This is a genomic window from Mycobacteriales bacterium, from assembly GCA_036497565.1.
GTDB lineage: Bacteria > Actinomycetota > Actinomycetes > Mycobacteriales > QHCD01 > DASXJE01.
The window spans coordinates 1-14,637 of record DASXJE010000114.1; the positions used below are offsets into that span (position 1 = coordinate 1).

Annotated in this window: 16 protein-coding genes; 5 read left to right on the plus strand and 11 right to left on the minus strand. The window is 68.7% G+C overall.

What is annotated here, in order from left to right:
* From VGH85_09975 to VGH85_10000, 6 genes are all read right to left on the minus strand, one after another.
* Positions 1-180, minus strand: a 180-nt coding sequence (locus VGH85_09975) for a hypothetical protein (GenBank protein HEY2174122.1), incomplete at its 3' end; no start/stop codon positions are given.
* 921 nt (positions 181-1,101) lie between these two features.
* Positions 1,102-1,740, minus strand: coding sequence for an ATPase, T2SS/T4P/T4SS family (locus VGH85_09980; protein HEY2174123.1), 639 nt, complete (start codon positions 1,738-1,740; stop codon positions 1,102-1,104).
* A 254-nt stretch (positions 1,741-1,994) separates the two neighbouring features.
* On the minus strand, positions 1,995-3,146 hold the full coding sequence (locus VGH85_09985) for a hypothetical protein (protein ID HEY2174124.1): 1,152 nt from the start codon (positions 3,144-3,146) through the stop codon (positions 1,995-1,997).
* Between the two features lie 155 nt (positions 3,147-3,301).
* The gene (locus VGH85_09990; protein ID HEY2174125.1) at positions 3,302-3,718 is read right to left on the minus strand and encodes a hypothetical protein; all 417 of its coding nucleotides are present in this window, start codon (positions 3,716-3,718) and stop codon (positions 3,302-3,304) included.
* A gap of 100 nt (positions 3,719-3,818) precedes the next feature.
* Positions 3,819-4,001 (minus strand): hypothetical protein, encoded by a 183-nt coding sequence (locus VGH85_09995; protein HEY2174126.1) that lies wholly within the window; start codon positions 3,999-4,001, stop codon positions 3,819-3,821.
* A 429-nt stretch (positions 4,002-4,430) separates the two neighbouring features.
* Positions 4,431-6,131: a cytochrome c biogenesis protein DipZ gene (locus VGH85_10000; protein ID HEY2174127.1), complete on the minus strand. Its 1,701-nt coding sequence runs from the start codon at positions 6,129-6,131 to the stop codon at positions 4,431-4,433.
* A gap of 169 nt (positions 6,132-6,300) precedes the next feature.
* Between VGH85_10000 and VGH85_10005 the strand changes: the two genes are divergently transcribed.
* From VGH85_10005 to VGH85_10020, 4 genes are read left to right on the plus strand one after another with little or no spacing between them, the layout of a single operon-like run.
* Positions 6,301-6,720, plus strand: a complete 420-nt coding sequence (locus VGH85_10005; protein HEY2174128.1) for a TOBE domain-containing protein — start codon at positions 6,301-6,303, stop codon at positions 6,718-6,720.
* Between the two features lie 11 nt (positions 6,721-6,731).
* Complete coding sequence (gene modA / locus VGH85_10010; GenBank protein ID HEY2174129.1) at positions 6,732-7,562, plus strand: molybdate ABC transporter substrate-binding protein; 831 nt, start codon at positions 6,732-6,734, stop codon at positions 7,560-7,562.
* A gap of 8 nt (positions 7,563-7,570) precedes the next feature.
* Positions 7,571-8,377: a molybdate ABC transporter permease subunit gene (gene modB / locus VGH85_10015; protein HEY2174130.1), complete on the plus strand. Its 807-nt coding sequence runs from the start codon at positions 7,571-7,573 to the stop codon at positions 8,375-8,377.
* A complete protein-coding gene (locus VGH85_10020) occupies positions 8,374-9,498 on the plus strand; it encodes an ABC transporter ATP-binding protein (GenBank protein ID HEY2174131.1) in 1,125 nt (374 codons plus the stop codon). Before modB ends, VGH85_10020 begins: the two co-directional genes overlap by 4 nt.
* Before the next feature lie 22 nt (positions 9,499-9,520).
* Here the strand turns inward: VGH85_10020 and VGH85_10025 are convergent, their stop codons facing one another.
* The 4 genes from VGH85_10025 to VGH85_10040 form a co-directional block, all read right to left on the minus strand.
* Positions 9,521-9,973 (minus strand): universal stress protein, encoded by a 453-nt coding sequence (locus tag VGH85_10025; GenBank protein ID HEY2174132.1) that lies wholly within the window; start codon positions 9,971-9,973, stop codon positions 9,521-9,523.
* A gap of 64 nt (positions 9,974-10,037) precedes the next feature.
* Positions 10,038-10,850 (minus strand): carbohydrate ABC transporter permease, encoded by an 813-nt coding sequence (locus VGH85_10030; protein HEY2174133.1) that lies wholly within the window; start codon positions 10,848-10,850, stop codon positions 10,038-10,040.
* Positions 10,847-11,812 (minus strand): sugar ABC transporter permease, encoded by a 966-nt coding sequence (locus tag VGH85_10035; protein HEY2174134.1) that lies wholly within the window; start codon positions 11,810-11,812, stop codon positions 10,847-10,849. Before VGH85_10035 ends, VGH85_10030 begins: the two co-directional genes overlap by 4 nt.
* Before the next feature lie 7 nt (positions 11,813-11,819).
* Complete coding sequence (locus tag VGH85_10040) at positions 11,820-13,202, minus strand: extracellular solute-binding protein (protein ID HEY2174135.1); 1,383 nt, start codon at positions 13,200-13,202, stop codon at positions 11,820-11,822.
* A gap of 155 nt (positions 13,203-13,357) precedes the next feature.
* On the opposite strand from VGH85_10040, the gene VGH85_10045 reads away from it, so the two are divergent.
* Positions 13,358-14,095 carry a GntR family transcriptional regulator gene (locus tag VGH85_10045; GenBank protein HEY2174136.1) on the plus strand — a complete coding sequence of 246 codons (738 nt, stop codon included), beginning with the start codon at positions 13,358-13,360 and terminating at the stop codon, positions 14,093-14,095.
* A gap of 4 nt (positions 14,096-14,099) precedes the next feature.
* On the opposite strand, the gene VGH85_10050 is transcribed toward VGH85_10045, so the two are convergent.
* A partial coding sequence (locus VGH85_10050; GenBank protein HEY2174137.1) for a hypothetical protein occupies positions 14,100-14,637 on the minus strand: 538 nt, incomplete at its 5' end.

The following is a 14,637-nucleotide window of genomic DNA, read 5'->3' on the forward strand; positions in this document are numbered from 1 at the left end:
CATCCCCGGCGTGATGGTGTCCAGAATTTTGGTGAAGATGGTGGCGACATCGGCGTTCACCACGCCCTGCGGGAAGACGTGCCCGTGGTAGGAGAACGGGATCGAACCCGGCGCCCACGTCCAGCCGAAACTGCTCGGGTCGTAGTTCCCGAAATGCGACCCCGGCGGATCCCCGGCCATATTCGGAGTGATGCCGCTGGGATGACCTGGGCGATGCCCATCCGCGCCCGGCACGTACGGCCGCACACCAGGACCCGACGCCGAAGCACCAACCGGGACCGCGACCGCCCCCAGCATGGTCAGAGCAATAGCCACAACCGTCAGCCGCAGCGCTCGTCGAAGGTCCCCCATGATATTTACTCCCCGGAGTCAATCTACTACTCAGAGTGAGTAACAGGTCGGGAAACAGCCTCAAACGAGCGGTCGCCGGCGCATGGCACGTCGTTCGTCATGCCAATGTCGGGCCGCTAGAGGGTGCCGGGGGCAGCTACTTCTAGCCGACGATTTCGACCACCCGTCCCTGCCCCTGTGCCTCGCCGCCGCATTGGCAGCCCGCAAACACCGGCCGGAACTCACCTAGTGCGGCCGCCGTCGGAATGACCAGCTGACCCTCACATAGCGCGCCGCAGGCAGCACAGCGGATCCGATAGACCATCCGCGCCACATTCGGACAGCCGCAGTCGAGACCCCGACCTGGGCTTCCGTTCACGACCTGAGCCGCGGCCTGAGAATTCTCTAGACGTCGGTGACCGACCTGTGATCTGCGTCTGCTCATTGCCCGATGCTGTCAGTGACCACCGACAAACCTGGTCGCGCTGGCCGCTGAATTCCCGAGTTACGTTGCTACTTCAAGTAAAGGAAGGCGCCGGCTCCGCCGGCGCCTTAAGGCCGCTCCCACGACCTCTGCCCTCGCCTGCGGGCGGCGCTGACGCGCCGTCCTCGGCGACGGCGAAGGTCGCGCCACGCAGACTCAACACAAGCTGCCGCGTCGCTTCCGGTCCTCGCGCAAACAACGCGCTGCGGTCCGGGTCGACTTGCCATCGCAGACCTGGACTCTGTACCGCCAGCGCATCGACGCGACCTGATCCCGAACGGGGCGTCTTAGGAAATTGCCGTGTTGCCGGCTTGGGTGCCGCCGGAGACGATGATGTTGAGCCCTGCCGCCACTGCAGCCTCGAGAAACCTGGCCGCGGCGACGGTCAGGCTGCCGAGCCCCACGAGCTCGTCGAGCGAAGGCGCGGTGAGCACGAACTTCCGGATGTTCACGGCCATATGACGTCGGGTCACGTCGGGAATCACCACGTGCAGCCGTGAACCGTCGGGCAACATCGCGTCGACGAATGGGGTGGACAGGTCGACCCGGCGTCCCGAGGTGCGCAGCATTCGCTCGACCAGGTCCTGCACTTGCCCGCCGGCGAGGATGGTCGTCGTCAGCTCGCTGTGCCCGCGGCGGGCGATGAAGACCTTGCCCGGCTCGTTGATCCAGATCTCCTCGACCTCAGGGTCGTCGAAATACCGTTGCAGCGGGCCGAACCCGGCGACGGCGTCGAGCACCAGCCGGGCCGCCTGGCGGGTATCGCCGACCGGAGGCAGAGACGAGCCGAAGGCCCGGTCGTCGTACTCGGTCACCACTTCGGTGACGAGCGACCGGACCCGCTCGGGGTCACTCATCGGGTCGAGCCCTCGGCGCCGTACCAGCTCTCGTACGTCGGACTCGATGAGCTCCAGCGCGCTAGCCAACGGGGTCGCGTCCGCGCCCGTCCGCGACCCGTCTCACCCCAGCTCCAGACCCTCTGCCCATGGCGTTCCTCGCTCTACGGCCGGTAATGGCGGCCCAAAGAGTACGTGGTTTTGGCAAATGCGCGAGCCCTGGTGTGGACAACGGCGGAACGGCCGACGAGCAGCCTGGACATCTGTCCTTCGTCGGCTACAAACCCGACAGGACAGCATGATCGGCGAGGAAACCGTTATGAGTCACAGGCGCACCACAGGGCTCAGGGCAGCCACAGGGTGGCGTGGTTCTCGCCCTTTGCGGTGGTGGAATCCCCGGTCACCTGGCCTTGCTCGTTGATCCCGGCGGCCTGGCTTTCGGATCCGCCGAGAGTCCCGAGGTCCCGCATGCCGGCAGATCGGGTCCACGTGCAGGCGTGCGACTTGTTTCTCGTAGTGACGGAGTCGCAGGCCACCTCGCCGTGGTCATTGATCCCGACGCCGGTGCTGAAGTTGCCGCCAAGGTGGCCCAGGTTGCGTATCCCGCCGGTGCGGGTCCACCGGAACGCGGACTGGTGGATGCCTGCCTTGATCAAGAAGCCGGCCACCTGCCCGACATTGTTGATGGCCGTCGCAGAGCTGAAGGTGGTGCCGAGAGTGCCGAGGTCCCGCATCCCCCCGGTGCGGGTCCATCGGAAGGCGTGGTTCTCACCGTTCGCCGTCGTGGACGAGCCGGTGACCTGACCGAGATCGTTGATGTCGATCGCCGTGCTTTCGGCACCGCCGAGAGTGCCGAGGTCCCGCATCCCACCGGTGGGTGTCCACCGGAACGCGTGTTCCTCGCCGTTCCTCGTGCTCGACGAGCCGGCCAGCTGACCGAGATCATTCATGGCGGTGACAGAACTCTCCGTCCCGCCGAGGGTGCCGAGGTCCCGCATCCCGCCCCTCGGCGTCCATCGGAACGCATGGCGATCGCCGTTCGCCGCGTCAGAACGGCCTCCGACCTGGCCGGAGTTGTTGATCGCGACGGCTTGGCTGTCGCCATCGAGGGTGCCGAGGTTGCGCATCCCCCCGGTCGGCGTCCACCGGAAAGCGCGGACTTGGCCCGACGCGATTTCCGAGTAGCCGACGACCTGGCCGAGGTCATTGATCGCGGCGGCGGAGCTGACGTTGCCGCCGCGGAGCGTCCCGAGGTTGCGCATCCCGGCAGAGCGGGTCCACCGAAACGCATGGGCCGTGCCGTTCGCTGTGGTGGACTCCCCGATTACCTGGCCCAGGTTGTTGATCCCGGTCGCGGAGCTGAAGCCACCCCCGAGGCTGCCCAGATCGATGACCGACCGGGCAGCCTGCGCTGGTGAGGCCACCCCGATGACGGCGGCACCGGCCACAAGCACCGGGACGGCCAACAAGGCGCGCCATGAGCGGACTCCGGTCATGGCCCCTCCCGGGGAGCAGCGGATGCCTCAAGCAGGAGTAACACGTACCTCAGTGTGCTGTTGCGCACTGTGGCACGAGTATCACCCCGAGTCACGCAGATACGGGAGGGAACTCCGCATGTCCGGGTCGACGAGTCACCTGCGCTGAACGGTGCTCAGCCGAGCTGAGCTTCACCGCTTGCAGGTCCACGCCGGAATGCAGGCCGCACCTGCTGCTCGCGGGGCTGGCGGACGCGACGTCCGCGGGCGAGTACGGCGCCGACGGCAGCTGAGACCGCGCATCCGGCGAGGGCGCCTCCGGCGACGACCAGCCACATGTTTCCGATGATGATTCCGGTGGCGATCAACGCCTCGACCGCCAGCAACACCGACAGCGCCGGAATCGTCCATTTGCGGGAGCCGCCGAGTCGGATATGCAGCATGTCTACGGCCCGGCCGAGGTCGCCCCGGAGCGTGCCGGGCGGCCGAAGTCCGGAGAACTCGGCGAACTTGCCCGCCAACATGCGGTCGCCGCCCACGATCCCCTGCTCTATCCCCTGCAGCTTCCAGTTCTCTTCAGGGGACAGGGTCATCGCAACTCCCGGGAGGCATCGGATCGGCGTCGTCGACTTCTTGCCTACCCACAACCCCCGAAAAGCATGCCCTCGAGATCGACGAGCCGCCCGGCCGATATCAGAAGCCGGCGTTGCGGAGCATGAAGTCGCGTTCGGGATCGCGTCCGCCGTCCGGGTCGGGTGGCGGCTCACTCGCCTGCTCCTCGATCAACTCCGACCGCGGGATCCGGGTCGGCAGGGTGCGCCAGCGCTCACGCTTCGCAACCAGGTCTTCACGCTCGTCACCCGCACGATCGGCCATGCCGCACCTGCCTGCCCTCAGTTCTCACTACCCACGGTACGCGTCGGACCGGCGCGGCCGGCCGGCAAGGACGACGGCAAGGGTTCGGCAAGGCGGTCGGCGAGTCCCCGGTGACACGGTTGCGTTCCTTGGCGCGCCACGAGGGTGCGCCCGAGAGGAGGACACATGAGGCTCCGACGGAGTCTTACCGGACTGGCGGCGATCCCGGTCGCCGCGGCAGCTCTGTTCATCGGCTCGACATCGGCGTCCGCGAGCACCGTCCGGCCGGACAGCGGTGGGGTGTGCAACCCCGGGTGCTCGGCCAACGCCACGTTCCAGTCGAACGGCGAGATCTTCACCGTCCACGACTACTCCCCCGACAGCTACTCGACGAAATACCGCAAACGAGAATTTTGTCTGATAGAGGTCCCCGCGACCGGGTCGCCGCAGCTATCCGAAGGTGAAGTCGTAGGCCCGCACGCCGGGCGTGACGTCGAGGCGTAACAGCGACCGGCTGGACACGTCACGGTTGGCGAGGGTGTAGAGCTTCGGCACGCCGTCGACATGGATGGTCGAGGTGACTCGTCCGTCGATCCGGACCGTCACGGAGCCGGTGCCGCCGAGGACGAGATAGACCTTTTCGGCCTGGTAGCTGAGCTCGAGTCGCGCGGCGGGACCGGCGGTCAACGCCTCGGCGGTGTCGGTCCAGGTGCCCGAGAGGGCGAACTTGTCGGCGTCGAGCGTCGACGGGAATTGGTGCGTCTGCGACCGGTCGTGGTCCGGCGGCTGGCCGGCGATGTCGAGCGGGTACTTGTAGCCCAGATAGGTCTCGGGGGTCTGCTCCTCGGTCGGCGTGGTGTTGGGTACGTCGGTCGGCCGGGCCAGCGTCGAACGCGGGTGCGCGTCGACGAGCAGCTGTCGGATGACGGTCTCGGTGCCGGCGTAGTCGCCCTCCCCGAAGCTGATGTGGCGGATCTCTCCGGTGGCGTCGATGAGGTATTCGGCCGGCCAGTACTGGTTGTGGTAGGCGTTCCAGGTCCCGTAATCGTTGTCGACCGCGACCGGATACTTCACCCCGAGCGCACCCGCCTGGGCCCGGACGTTCGAGGTGACGTGCTCGAACGCGAACTCCGGCGTGTGTACGCCGACGACGACCAGACCGTCCTTCTTGTAGTCGCGGTACCACGCCTCGACGTGCGGCAGAGCACGCTGGCAGTTGATGCAGGAGTAGGTCCAGAAGTCGATGAGCACGACCTTGCCCCGCAAGGACGCGAGGCTCAGCGGCCGGCCGCCGGGAGTGTTGAGCCACGCATTGATCCCCGCAAAGGCCGGAGCCTTCCCGCAGTTCTCCGGGGTGGGACCGCCCTCCGTACATGCCGCGTCGTCGCCGGGACCGGATTTGGTCTTCCCTGTCGTGGTCAGGTGACGGAGCTGGCTCGACGCGGAGCCGTTCTGCTCCACCGACTTCTGCAGGGCTGTGGTGTAACCCGGGACGTGCCGCTGGAGCCCGTCGGTGAGATTGAGCCCGATCGCGGCGGCGACCACGATCATGACGACGCCGCTGGCGAGGCGGACGCTCCTGGCGCGCCGTCGCAGCACGCCGGTCCGGCGGGCGATGGCGCCGCCGGCCACCGCCACGATCAGCAGCGGTATGCCGGCACCGATGCCGAACGCAGCCGTGAGGACCACCGCACCGAGCCCGAAGTGGTGGGTGGCGCCGACGACCGCGATGGCGGCCAGGACCGGGCCGGCGCAGGGGACGAACAGCAGACCGAGCCCGAGGCCGAGGACCACGCCGTTGCTCTTCGGATTGACGGCCCGGTGGGGCAGCCGCGCGAACGGCCGCTCCAGCAGCTCACCCAACCGGGGAACGACGAGACTCAGCCCGATCACCACGAGGACGACGATCCCGGCGTCGCGGAGCAGGTCCTGCGGTAGGTGCAGTGCCGTGAGGACCAGAGATCCGAAGAGGGTCGAGGCACTGAAGCTGATCACCAGCCCGGCGACCACGCCGTAGGGCCGCCACCGACTGTGCCGCTCCGGGGTGTCCTCCGCCGAGGCGGCGAGGACGACGGGCAGGACCGGCAGCACGCACGGCGAGATGCTGGTGATGATCCCCGCCAACAGGCCGACGACGACCAGGATCAGCATTGCGGCTCCCACCCGGTGGGCATCCCACCTCCATTCCCCTTAACGACGAAGCGGCCGCGGTGGTTCAGCCGATTCCGAGTTTCCTCATCTTCGGTGAAGATAAGCCAATCCGGTCGTGCTTGCAGCGAGCTTCCTGGTGATCGTCCGCAGATGCGGTTACGGTGCGTGCATGCCGATGTTCCGCTTCCGGGAGGCCGCCGAGCTTTTGGGCGTCAGTGACGACACGTTACGGCGGTGGGCGGACGCGGGCCGGGTCGCCAGTTCGAGTGAGGATGGCCGGCGGGCGATCGACGGCGCCGACCTCGCCCGGTTCGCCGAGCAGCTGGCGTCCACCGCCGAGCGCCACGACCCCGGTCCGGTCGTCGCGGAGTCGGCGCGCAACCGCTTCACCGGCCTCGTGACGAAGGTGCTGCGCGACAAGGTGATGGCGCAGGTCGAGATCCAGTCCGGGCCGCATCGCATCGTGTCGTTGATGAGCCGCGAGGCCGCCGACGAGCTCGATCTGCAGCCCGGCGTGCTCGCGGTGGCGTCGGTCAAGGCCACCACGGTGGTGGTCGAGGTGCCCGAGCTACGGGCGCGCACAACATGAGGGGTGCCGATATGCGTGCACGTGTCGCTGTGGTGGGCGCCTTGGCGGCGCTGACCGCAGTGTCCGTCGCCGGCTGCTCGTCGAGCAGCTCGCCGTCGTCGGCGACCAAGAGCTCCGGGGCGTCGAAGAGTCCGAGCGCCGGTGCGAGCGCGTCGAAGTCCGCAGGAGTGTCCGGCACGGTCACGGTCTTCGCCGCCTCGTCGTTGGAGGAGGCGTTCGGCACGATCGCCAAGAAGTTCCAGGCGGCCAATCCGGGCGTCACTGTGAAGGTGAACCTCGGCGCCAGTTCTTCGCTTGCGCAGCAGGTCAACTCGGGTGCACCCGCCGACGTCTTCGCCTCGGCCTCGCCGACGAACATGAAGCAGGTCGTGTCCTCTGGTGGTGCGTCGTCGTCGACCAACTTCGTCAAGAACGTGATGGAGGTCGCGGTACCGCCGAGTAATCCCGGGCACATCACGAGCGTCACCGACCTGGCCAAGTCGGGGGTGAAGGTGGCCGTGTGCCAACCGCAGGTGCCCTGTGGAGTGGTCGCCGCGACCGTCTTCAAGAACGCGAAAATCACGGTGAAGCCGGCGACGCTCGAGCAGGACGTCAAGTCCACCCTGACGAAGGTCGAGCTCAACGAGGCCGACGCCGGCATGGTCTATGTCACCGACGTGCGTGCAGCGGGTTCGAAGGCCAAAGGCGTGGTGATCCCCGCCGACATCAACGCTTCGACTGAATATCCGATCGCAGCCCTGAGCAAGGCGCCGAACTCCGCCGGCGCAAAGGCATTCGTCGCCTACGTGCTCTCTCCTGCCGGGCAGCAGGTGCTCTCGGCCGACGGGTTCGAGAAGCCCTGACCCGCGACGTGGAGTCACCTGGCGTACGACGGACGCCTGCCCTGCTTGCGACGCCGGCGCTGATCGGGTTCGCGTTCCTGCTCATTCCGCTGCTCGCGCTGCTGATCCGGGCACCATGGCGCGGGATCGGCGGGTTGCTCGCAGACCACCAGGTGCTGACGGCGCTGCGGTTGTCCCTGGAATGCGCCACCTGCGCGACCGCCGTGTCGCTCGTACTGGGGGTCCCGGTCGCCTGGGTGCTGGCCCGGGTCCGGTTCCCCGGAATGGCGCTGCTGCGGGCACTGGTGACCCTGCCGCTGGTGCTCCCGCCCGTGGTCGGCGGTGTCGCGCTGCTGCTGGCGTTCGGCCGGAACGGCGTGGTGGGTCGGCTGCTCGACACCTGGTTCGGCGTAACGCTGCCGTTCACCACAGCGGGCGTCATCGTGGCCGAGACCTTCGTCGCGATGCCGTTTCTGATCGTCACCGTGGAAGGTGCGCTGCGGTCGTCCGACATGGGGCTCGAGGAGGCTGCCGCCACTCTCGGCGCGTCCCGCTTCACCGTCTTCCGCCGCGTCACCCTGCCGCTGATCGGCCCGTCGCTGCTCGCCGGGTCGGTGCTGTGCTGGGCGCGCGCCCTCGGCGAGTTCGGTGCGACCATCACCTTCGCGGGCAACTTCCCCGGTACCACCCAGACCATGCCGTTGGCCGTCTACAACGCGCTCGAGACCGACCCGGAGGCGGCGATCGCGCTCAGCCTCGTCCTGCTGGCGGTCGCGGTGATCATCCTTGCCGCGCTGCGGGACCGCTGGCTACGCCGCGGTGGCGGAACTCTATGAGCGACCCACCCCGATCAGCCCCGGCGCTGGTCATGGACGGCGCCGTCGAACGCGGATCCTTCCGCCTGACCGTCGATTTCTCGGTCAGCACCGGCGAGGTGCTCGGCGTACTCGGACCGAACGGCGCCGGCAAGACCACGCTGCTCCGCGTCCTGGCCGGACTGACCGCGCTGACCGAGGGTCGGATCACCCTCGACGGGCAGCCGCTCGACGACACCGGAACCGGTGCATTCGTGGCCGCCGAGCACCGCCCCGTCGGCATCGTCTTCCAGAATTATCGACTCTTCCCCCACCTGACGGTCACCGACAACGTCGCGTTCGCTCCCCGGTCCCGCGGCGCCGGCCGCGCCGACGCGCGGACCACCGCCGCGCACTGGCTCGACCGGCTCGAACTCCGCGATCTCGCCGACCGCAAGCCCGCCCAGCTCTCCGGCGGACAGGCGCAACGGGTCGCGCTCGCCCGGGCCCTCGCCGCGGATCCGCGGCTGCTCCTCCTCGACGAGCCGCTCGCCGCCCTCGACGCGCGCACCCGGCTGGAGGTCCGCGCCGAGCTCCGCCGCCACCTCGCCGACTTCCCCGGCCCGACGCTGATCGTCACCCACGACCCGCTCGAGGCGATGGTCATGGCCGACCGGCTCCTGGTGATCGAAGACGGACGGATCGTGCAGGAGGGCACCCCCGCGGCCATCGCCCAGCGGCCCGCGACTCAATACGTCGCGCAGCTCGTCGGGCTCAACCTCTACGTCGGCACTCTCGACGACGGTCCGGGCATCCGCCTCGATGAGGGCGGCATCCTCACCGGTGTCGCCCCGGCCCACAGCGAGCGGCAGTTCCGGGACGCGGCGGCATCGGACAACCGCGTGCTGGTCGCAATCCGTCCCACTGCGATCGCCATCCACACCACCAGGCCGGAGCACTCCAGCCCGCGCAACGTCTGGCCGGGCACGGTCGCGGGACTCGAACTGCTCACCGACCGGGTACGGGTCCAGGTGACCGGAAGCCCGTCCGCCCTCGTCGACGTCACCCCGGCCGCGGTCGCCGATCTCGACCTGGCCGACGGCAAGGCCGTGTGGCTCAGCGCGAAGGCCACCGACCTCGACGTCTACGACCGCCAGTTCTGAGCCCGACGACCGGCCGAGACGATCAGGGAACGACCGTGACCGGCCACTTCCCGGCTCGGACCAGCCGCACCGCCAGCGAGCCGACCAGCCGGTGCCCGGCATGCGTCGATGCGCCGACCACCACCGCATCGGCCCGCACCTCGTCGGCGACCCGCGACAACTCGTGGAACGGATCGCCGTGCTTCGCGATGAACTCCACCTTCATCCCGACGTACGCCGCCCCGGCGTCCACCTGCGACCGCACCTCGTCGGCGATCTGATCGACCGTCTCCTCGATTGCGCCGACGCCCCCCGGGGCCATCCCGGCGAGGGCCGGCAGCGTCACGATGAACGCCACGACGAGTCTCGCCCGCTGCCGGCGCGCGAGCCCGGCGGCATAGGCGCCCGCGCGATACGACGTCGGGGACCCGTCGATGCCGACCACGATCACTGCCGGTCCGTCGGTGGCCAGTTCGAACAGGTTGGCGTCGTCCACGAGCCTCGACTATGCCGCACCCCGCGGCCGCTGTCGCCCCTGGCGCGAAAGACTCTCGCCGGGGCTACTCCTTGACCGCGCCGGAGAGGATGCCGCGGACGAACTGGCGCTGGAAGGCGAGGCACAGCACGACGATCGGAAGCGAGATCAGGACAGCCGCCGCGGAGAGCATGTTGATCTGCACGAGGTAGCGGCCGGAGAAGGCACCTAGCCCCAGCGTCAGCGGCTGGTGCGCCGGGTCAGACACGAGGATCAGTGCGAGGAAGTAGTCGTTCCAGGTCCAGGTGAAACCCAGCAGGACGAAGGTAAGGACGGCCGGCTTGGCGAGCGGGAGGTAGACCCGCCACAGCTGGGTCCAGGAGTTCGCGCCGTCCATCGCCGCGGATTCCGCGATCGAGCGGGGCACCGCACGAAATGCAGTGCGCATCCAGAACGCTCCGAAGCTCACGCCCATCCCGACGTGGGCGAGCACGATCCCCTGGTAGGTGTCGGTGATCCCGTAGGACTGGAAGTCGTAGTAGAGCGGGACGATGAACGTCTCCATCGGCAGCATGATCCCGAGCAGCACCACCGGGAAGAGCAGCCGCTGACCCCACACACCGAGCACGCCGAACGCGAAACCGCTCATGATGGCGAACACCGTGGACAGCGCCACGACGCTGCCGGTGATGATGAGGCTCGACTTGAGGTACTGACTGAAGCCGGCCTGCTTCCAGGCGGTGACGAAGTTCGACCACTGCAGGTGGCCGAGGTCGAGGTTGCCGCTCACGGACGGGCTGAGCGCATTGCCGACGATCCACAGCAGCGGGAAGAGCACGCACACCGCGACGAGGGTGAGCAGCACGTAGTTCGAGACCTTCTCGCGCGCGGAGATCATCGCGCCTCGCTGTCGGAGAGCCGGACGATCACCAGGGTCACGATCAGCGACACCACCGCGAGTACGACGCCGATCGCCGCGGCGGCGCCGATGTCGGGGTTCGCGAACGCACGCTGATAGAGCACGATCGTCGGGGTGATGGTGGAGATGCCCGGGCCGCCCCTGGTGGTCAACCAGACGATGTCGAAGACCCGGATCGCGCCGAGAACGGTCAGCGTCAGGACGACGGAAAGGGTTCCGCGCAGGCCGGGCAGCGTGACGGTGAAGAACTCCCGGATCGCGCCGGCGCCGTCCACCCGCGCCGCGTCGTAGAGTTCGGTGGGGATCGCCTGCATCCCGGAGATGCACAGCACCATGCAGAGACCGAACGCCGCCCAGGTCCCGGCGATGCCGAGGGCCGGCAGTGCCCAGGTGTAGTCACCGAGCCAGCCGCGGGCCAGCCCACCGAGCCCGATGTCGCGCAACACCGAGTTGATCGGGCCGTTGGGGGCGTAGATGCGCTTCCACACGACGGCGGTCACCGCCGGCGTCAGCATCTGCGGAAGGAAGATGACCGACCGGTAGACCGCGGCTCCCCGGACGTTCTTCCGGGAGGCGAGGGCGGCGCTCAGCAGGCCCAGCGCGATCGGGAGCACGGAGAAGAAGAGGATGAAGTACAGCGTGTGGGTGACGGCCTCGCGCAGGGTTGGATCGCTGAAGAAGCCGGTGTAGTTGCCGAAGCCCGCCCACGTGGCCCGGGTCACCCCGTCCCAGTGGAAGAAGGACAGCCACACGCCCTGCCCCGCGGGCACGATGACGACGAGGACGTAGACGACGAGCGCCGGGAGCAGGTACAGCAGCCCGAGCCAGGGCCGGGATCCGTTGCCGGCCCCCTTGATGCGCCGGGGCGGCGGGCGGGAGATCTGATCCCGCTCCGCCGCGCCGCTCGCAGCGGTGGAGGTGCTGACAGTCGTCGACGACACCAACGGCCTACTTCGCCAGCTTGGCCTGGAAGGTCGCGTCGTCGGCCTGGGCCGCCTTGACGACGTCTGCGGTGGACGTCTTGCCGGCCAGCAGGTCCTGCATCTTCGTCTGCATCGTGGTCAGCAGCGTCGGCGTCGCCCAGTCGAGGTAAGGCACCGAGGCGTTCTTGCTCGAGACCTCGGCGGCGTTGGAGACGTCGTCGCTGAACAGCGGATCCCCGTTGCCGGCCTTCACATCCGGATCGAGCATGGGCATCGTGCCGGTGGACACGGCCATCTGCGCGGCCTGCTTGCTCGCGGCGAAGTTGAGGAAGGCCGCAGCCGCAGCGGCGTGCTTCGACTTCTCCGACACCGAGAAGTTGGTGGCCGACGAGTTCGTCGCGACCGGTGCGCCGCCGTGCTGATTGGGCAGGACGAAGGAGCCGAAGCCCTTGCTCTGTCCCGGCTTGAGCGGCAGCGAACCCGAGTAGTCGAAGCGGAACAGCGCCTTGCCATCGACGAAGTCCTGTGCGGCATCCTGACCGGCGACCGAGGAGAACTGCTTGGTGAAGTAGCCCTTGTCGGCCCAGCCCTTCACCGCCGCCACTGCGGCCGGGAAGCCGGTGGCCGGGTCGGTGATCTTGACGCCGTTCTGGGAGTAGATGAGGTCGGAGATCTTGTCCTGCTGCCCCAGCGCGTTCATCACGCTGTACAGCGGTCCGGTGATGCCGACCTGCTCGAGGTTGCCGAGCGAGATAGGGGTGACCCCGGCGGCCTTCGCCTTGGCGAGGTCGCTCTCGAAGTCGCCGAGCGTGCGCGGGACCGTCGCACCGATCCGGTGCAGCAGAGCGCGGTTGTAGTAGGCCTCGATCATCGACGACCGGGCCACCGGCATGCCGAACAGCGAGCCGGTGCCCATCTGCTTGCCGTCGTCGGAGAACTCGTGCTCACGCTGGATCGACGTCGGGACCTGCGAACGCCATCCGTAGCTCTTCGCGTAGCGGTCGAGGTTGAGCACCAGGTGGCCCTGCACCAGGGTGCCGAGCGACTGCCACCCGTTGTTGGCCGGAACGATGTCCGGCGGGTTGCTCGACTTCAGCTTGAGCGGCAGCGCCTGCATGACGTCGCCCCACGACATCGAGGTCCGGTTGACCGTGATGTTGGGGTACTTCTTGTGGAACGCCGCGACGACATCCTTCATCCAGGTGGCATCCGTGCCACCGGTGAAGTAGTCGAGGACGGACAACTGGACCTTGCCCAGCTTCGCTGCGTCGGTGACCACCCGGCCAGACGGCGCCTTGTTCGACGCCGGGCTACTGCTCGCCCCGGGTGTACAGGCGGCAAGAGCCAGGACCGCCGCAATCGCCAGGGTCGGAGCCCCGACCGAGCGCAGCCTGCGGAATCGCGACATGTGGTTCTCCCTGTCCTGACGGTGGGGTCCTGGTCGGTGGCCGACGGCCGTTCCAGAGACTAAGCCCAGGCAGACCAGTTAGTCCAGGCCGGGCCCAGATATGCCTGAGACGAGACCAGATCATCGTCATCGCCCCCCACTGGTATTGTTCGGCAATGACTGGGGGGCGGGACACCGACGGCGGCGCCGCCGCGACGGAGACCTATCGCCGGCTGGCCGACTCGCTGCGGCGGGGGGCATTCCCGGCCGGCGGCCGGCTGCCGGGTGAGCGTGATCTCGCGACCAGCCTCGGGGTGAGCCGGTCGACCCTGCGGCAGGCGCTGAGCCGGCTGGCCGACGAGGGCCAGGTCGACCGGTCGTCGCAGCGGGGCTGGTTCGTCAGCCGGCAGGTTGTCGGTGAGCCGCCGAGCACCCTGCAGAGCTTCTCCGAGATGGCCCAGGCCCGCGGCCTCACCCCGCAGTCCAAGGTGCTGGTGCAGCGCCGGCGACCGGCGACGTTCGACGAAGCCGAGCGGCTGCGCATCGCACCCGCCGCCGGTGTCGTGGAGCTGCGGCGGCTGCGCAGCCTCGACGGCGTGCCGGTCTGCGTGGACACGAGCGTTGTCGTACTCGCCTTCGCCCCGGGCCTGGCCGAGGCCGACATGACCGACCGGTCGCTCTATGCCGCGATCGAGCAGGCTCCGCGGGTCCGGGTGGCGCGCAGTTCCTACACCGTGCGCGCGGACGCCTGCGACGCGGATACCGCCGCGCTGCTGGAGATCGAGCCGGGCGCGCCGATCCTCGTGGGCGAAGAGACGACCTACTCCGCCGACGGCACCCCGCTCCTGGTCGGCACGATGTCCTACCGGGCCGACGCGTATCGCTTCCAGGCGGATCTGTTCCGGCCGCTGTAGATCGTCAGGTCTTCAGGAAGTCCGATCCCGGCGCGGTTTCTGCGATCCGGTCGACTATCTCGGACGTGACGTCGATGCCGGCCTCCCCCAGGGCATCGAGCGCCGCGCCGACGACCGGAGGAAGCGTCGCAGGGTGCGGCACCGCCCCCGGCAGCTGACCGTCCAGCTGATCGAGCAGCGCGGCCCGGACCGGTGATCCCGGCGCGGTCAGCACCGACCCGGACAGCACGACACTGACCGGGCCGCCCTCATCGATCAACCCGACCTTGCGCGCCGCGATCCCGGCGTAGAGCGCCAGCCGACGTCCCTGCTCCCGCACGATCGCGACGGCGACGGCATCGCCCTCGGCCGCGAGCGACGTGACCGCGCGGGCGGCAGAGGTGCGGTCCCGCGACGTCGCTCCGCCTTCCCGGCGGGTCAGCCAATGGTTGAGCTCGGCGACCGACGGCTGCCCGAAGAACTCCAGCAGCGCGGCGGTGAGCCCGGTCGCCGGAGCCGCATCGAGCTCGGCGAGGAAGACGGCACGGAACGCCTCGTCCACC

What these genes read in the sequence shown, in the direction of transcription:
- VGH85_09985 (HEY2174124.1), bottom strand. Translation starts at nt 3,146, where the DNA reads ATGACCGGAGTCCGCTCATGGCGCGCCTTGTTGGCCGTCCCGGTGCTT.
- VGH85_09990 (HEY2174125.1), bottom strand. Translation starts at nt 3,718, where the DNA reads ATGACCCTGTCCCCTGAAGAGAACTGGAAGCTGCAGGGGATAGAGCAG.
- VGH85_09995 (HEY2174126.1), bottom strand. Translation starts at nt 4,001, where the DNA reads ATGGCCGATCGTGCGGGTGACGAGCGTGAAGACCTGGTTGCGAAGCGT.
- VGH85_10000 (HEY2174127.1), bottom strand. Translation starts at nt 6,131, where the DNA reads ATGCTGATCCTGGTCGTCGTCGGCCTGTTGGCGGGGATCATCACCAGC.
- VGH85_10005 (HEY2174128.1), top strand. Translation starts at nt 6,301, where the DNA reads ATGCCGATGTTCCGCTTCCGGGAGGCCGCCGAGCTTTTGGGCGTCAGT.
- modA (HEY2174129.1), top strand. Translation starts at nt 6,732, where the DNA reads ATGCGTGCACGTGTCGCTGTGGTGGGCGCCTTGGCGGCGCTGACCGCA.
- VGH85_10020 (HEY2174131.1), top strand. Translation starts at nt 8,374, where the DNA reads ATGAGCGACCCACCCCGATCAGCCCCGGCGCTGGTCATGGACGGCGCC.
- VGH85_10030 (HEY2174133.1), bottom strand. Translation starts at nt 10,850, where the DNA reads ATGATCTCCGCGCGCGAGAAGGTCTCGAACTACGTGCTGCTCACCCTC.
- VGH85_10040 (HEY2174135.1), bottom strand. Translation starts at nt 13,202, where the DNA reads ATGTCGCGATTCCGCAGGCTGCGCTCGGTCGGGGCTCCGACCCTGGCG.
- VGH85_10045 (HEY2174136.1), top strand. Translation starts at nt 13,358, where the DNA reads ATGACTGGGGGGCGGGACACCGACGGCGGCGCCGCCGCGACGGAGACC.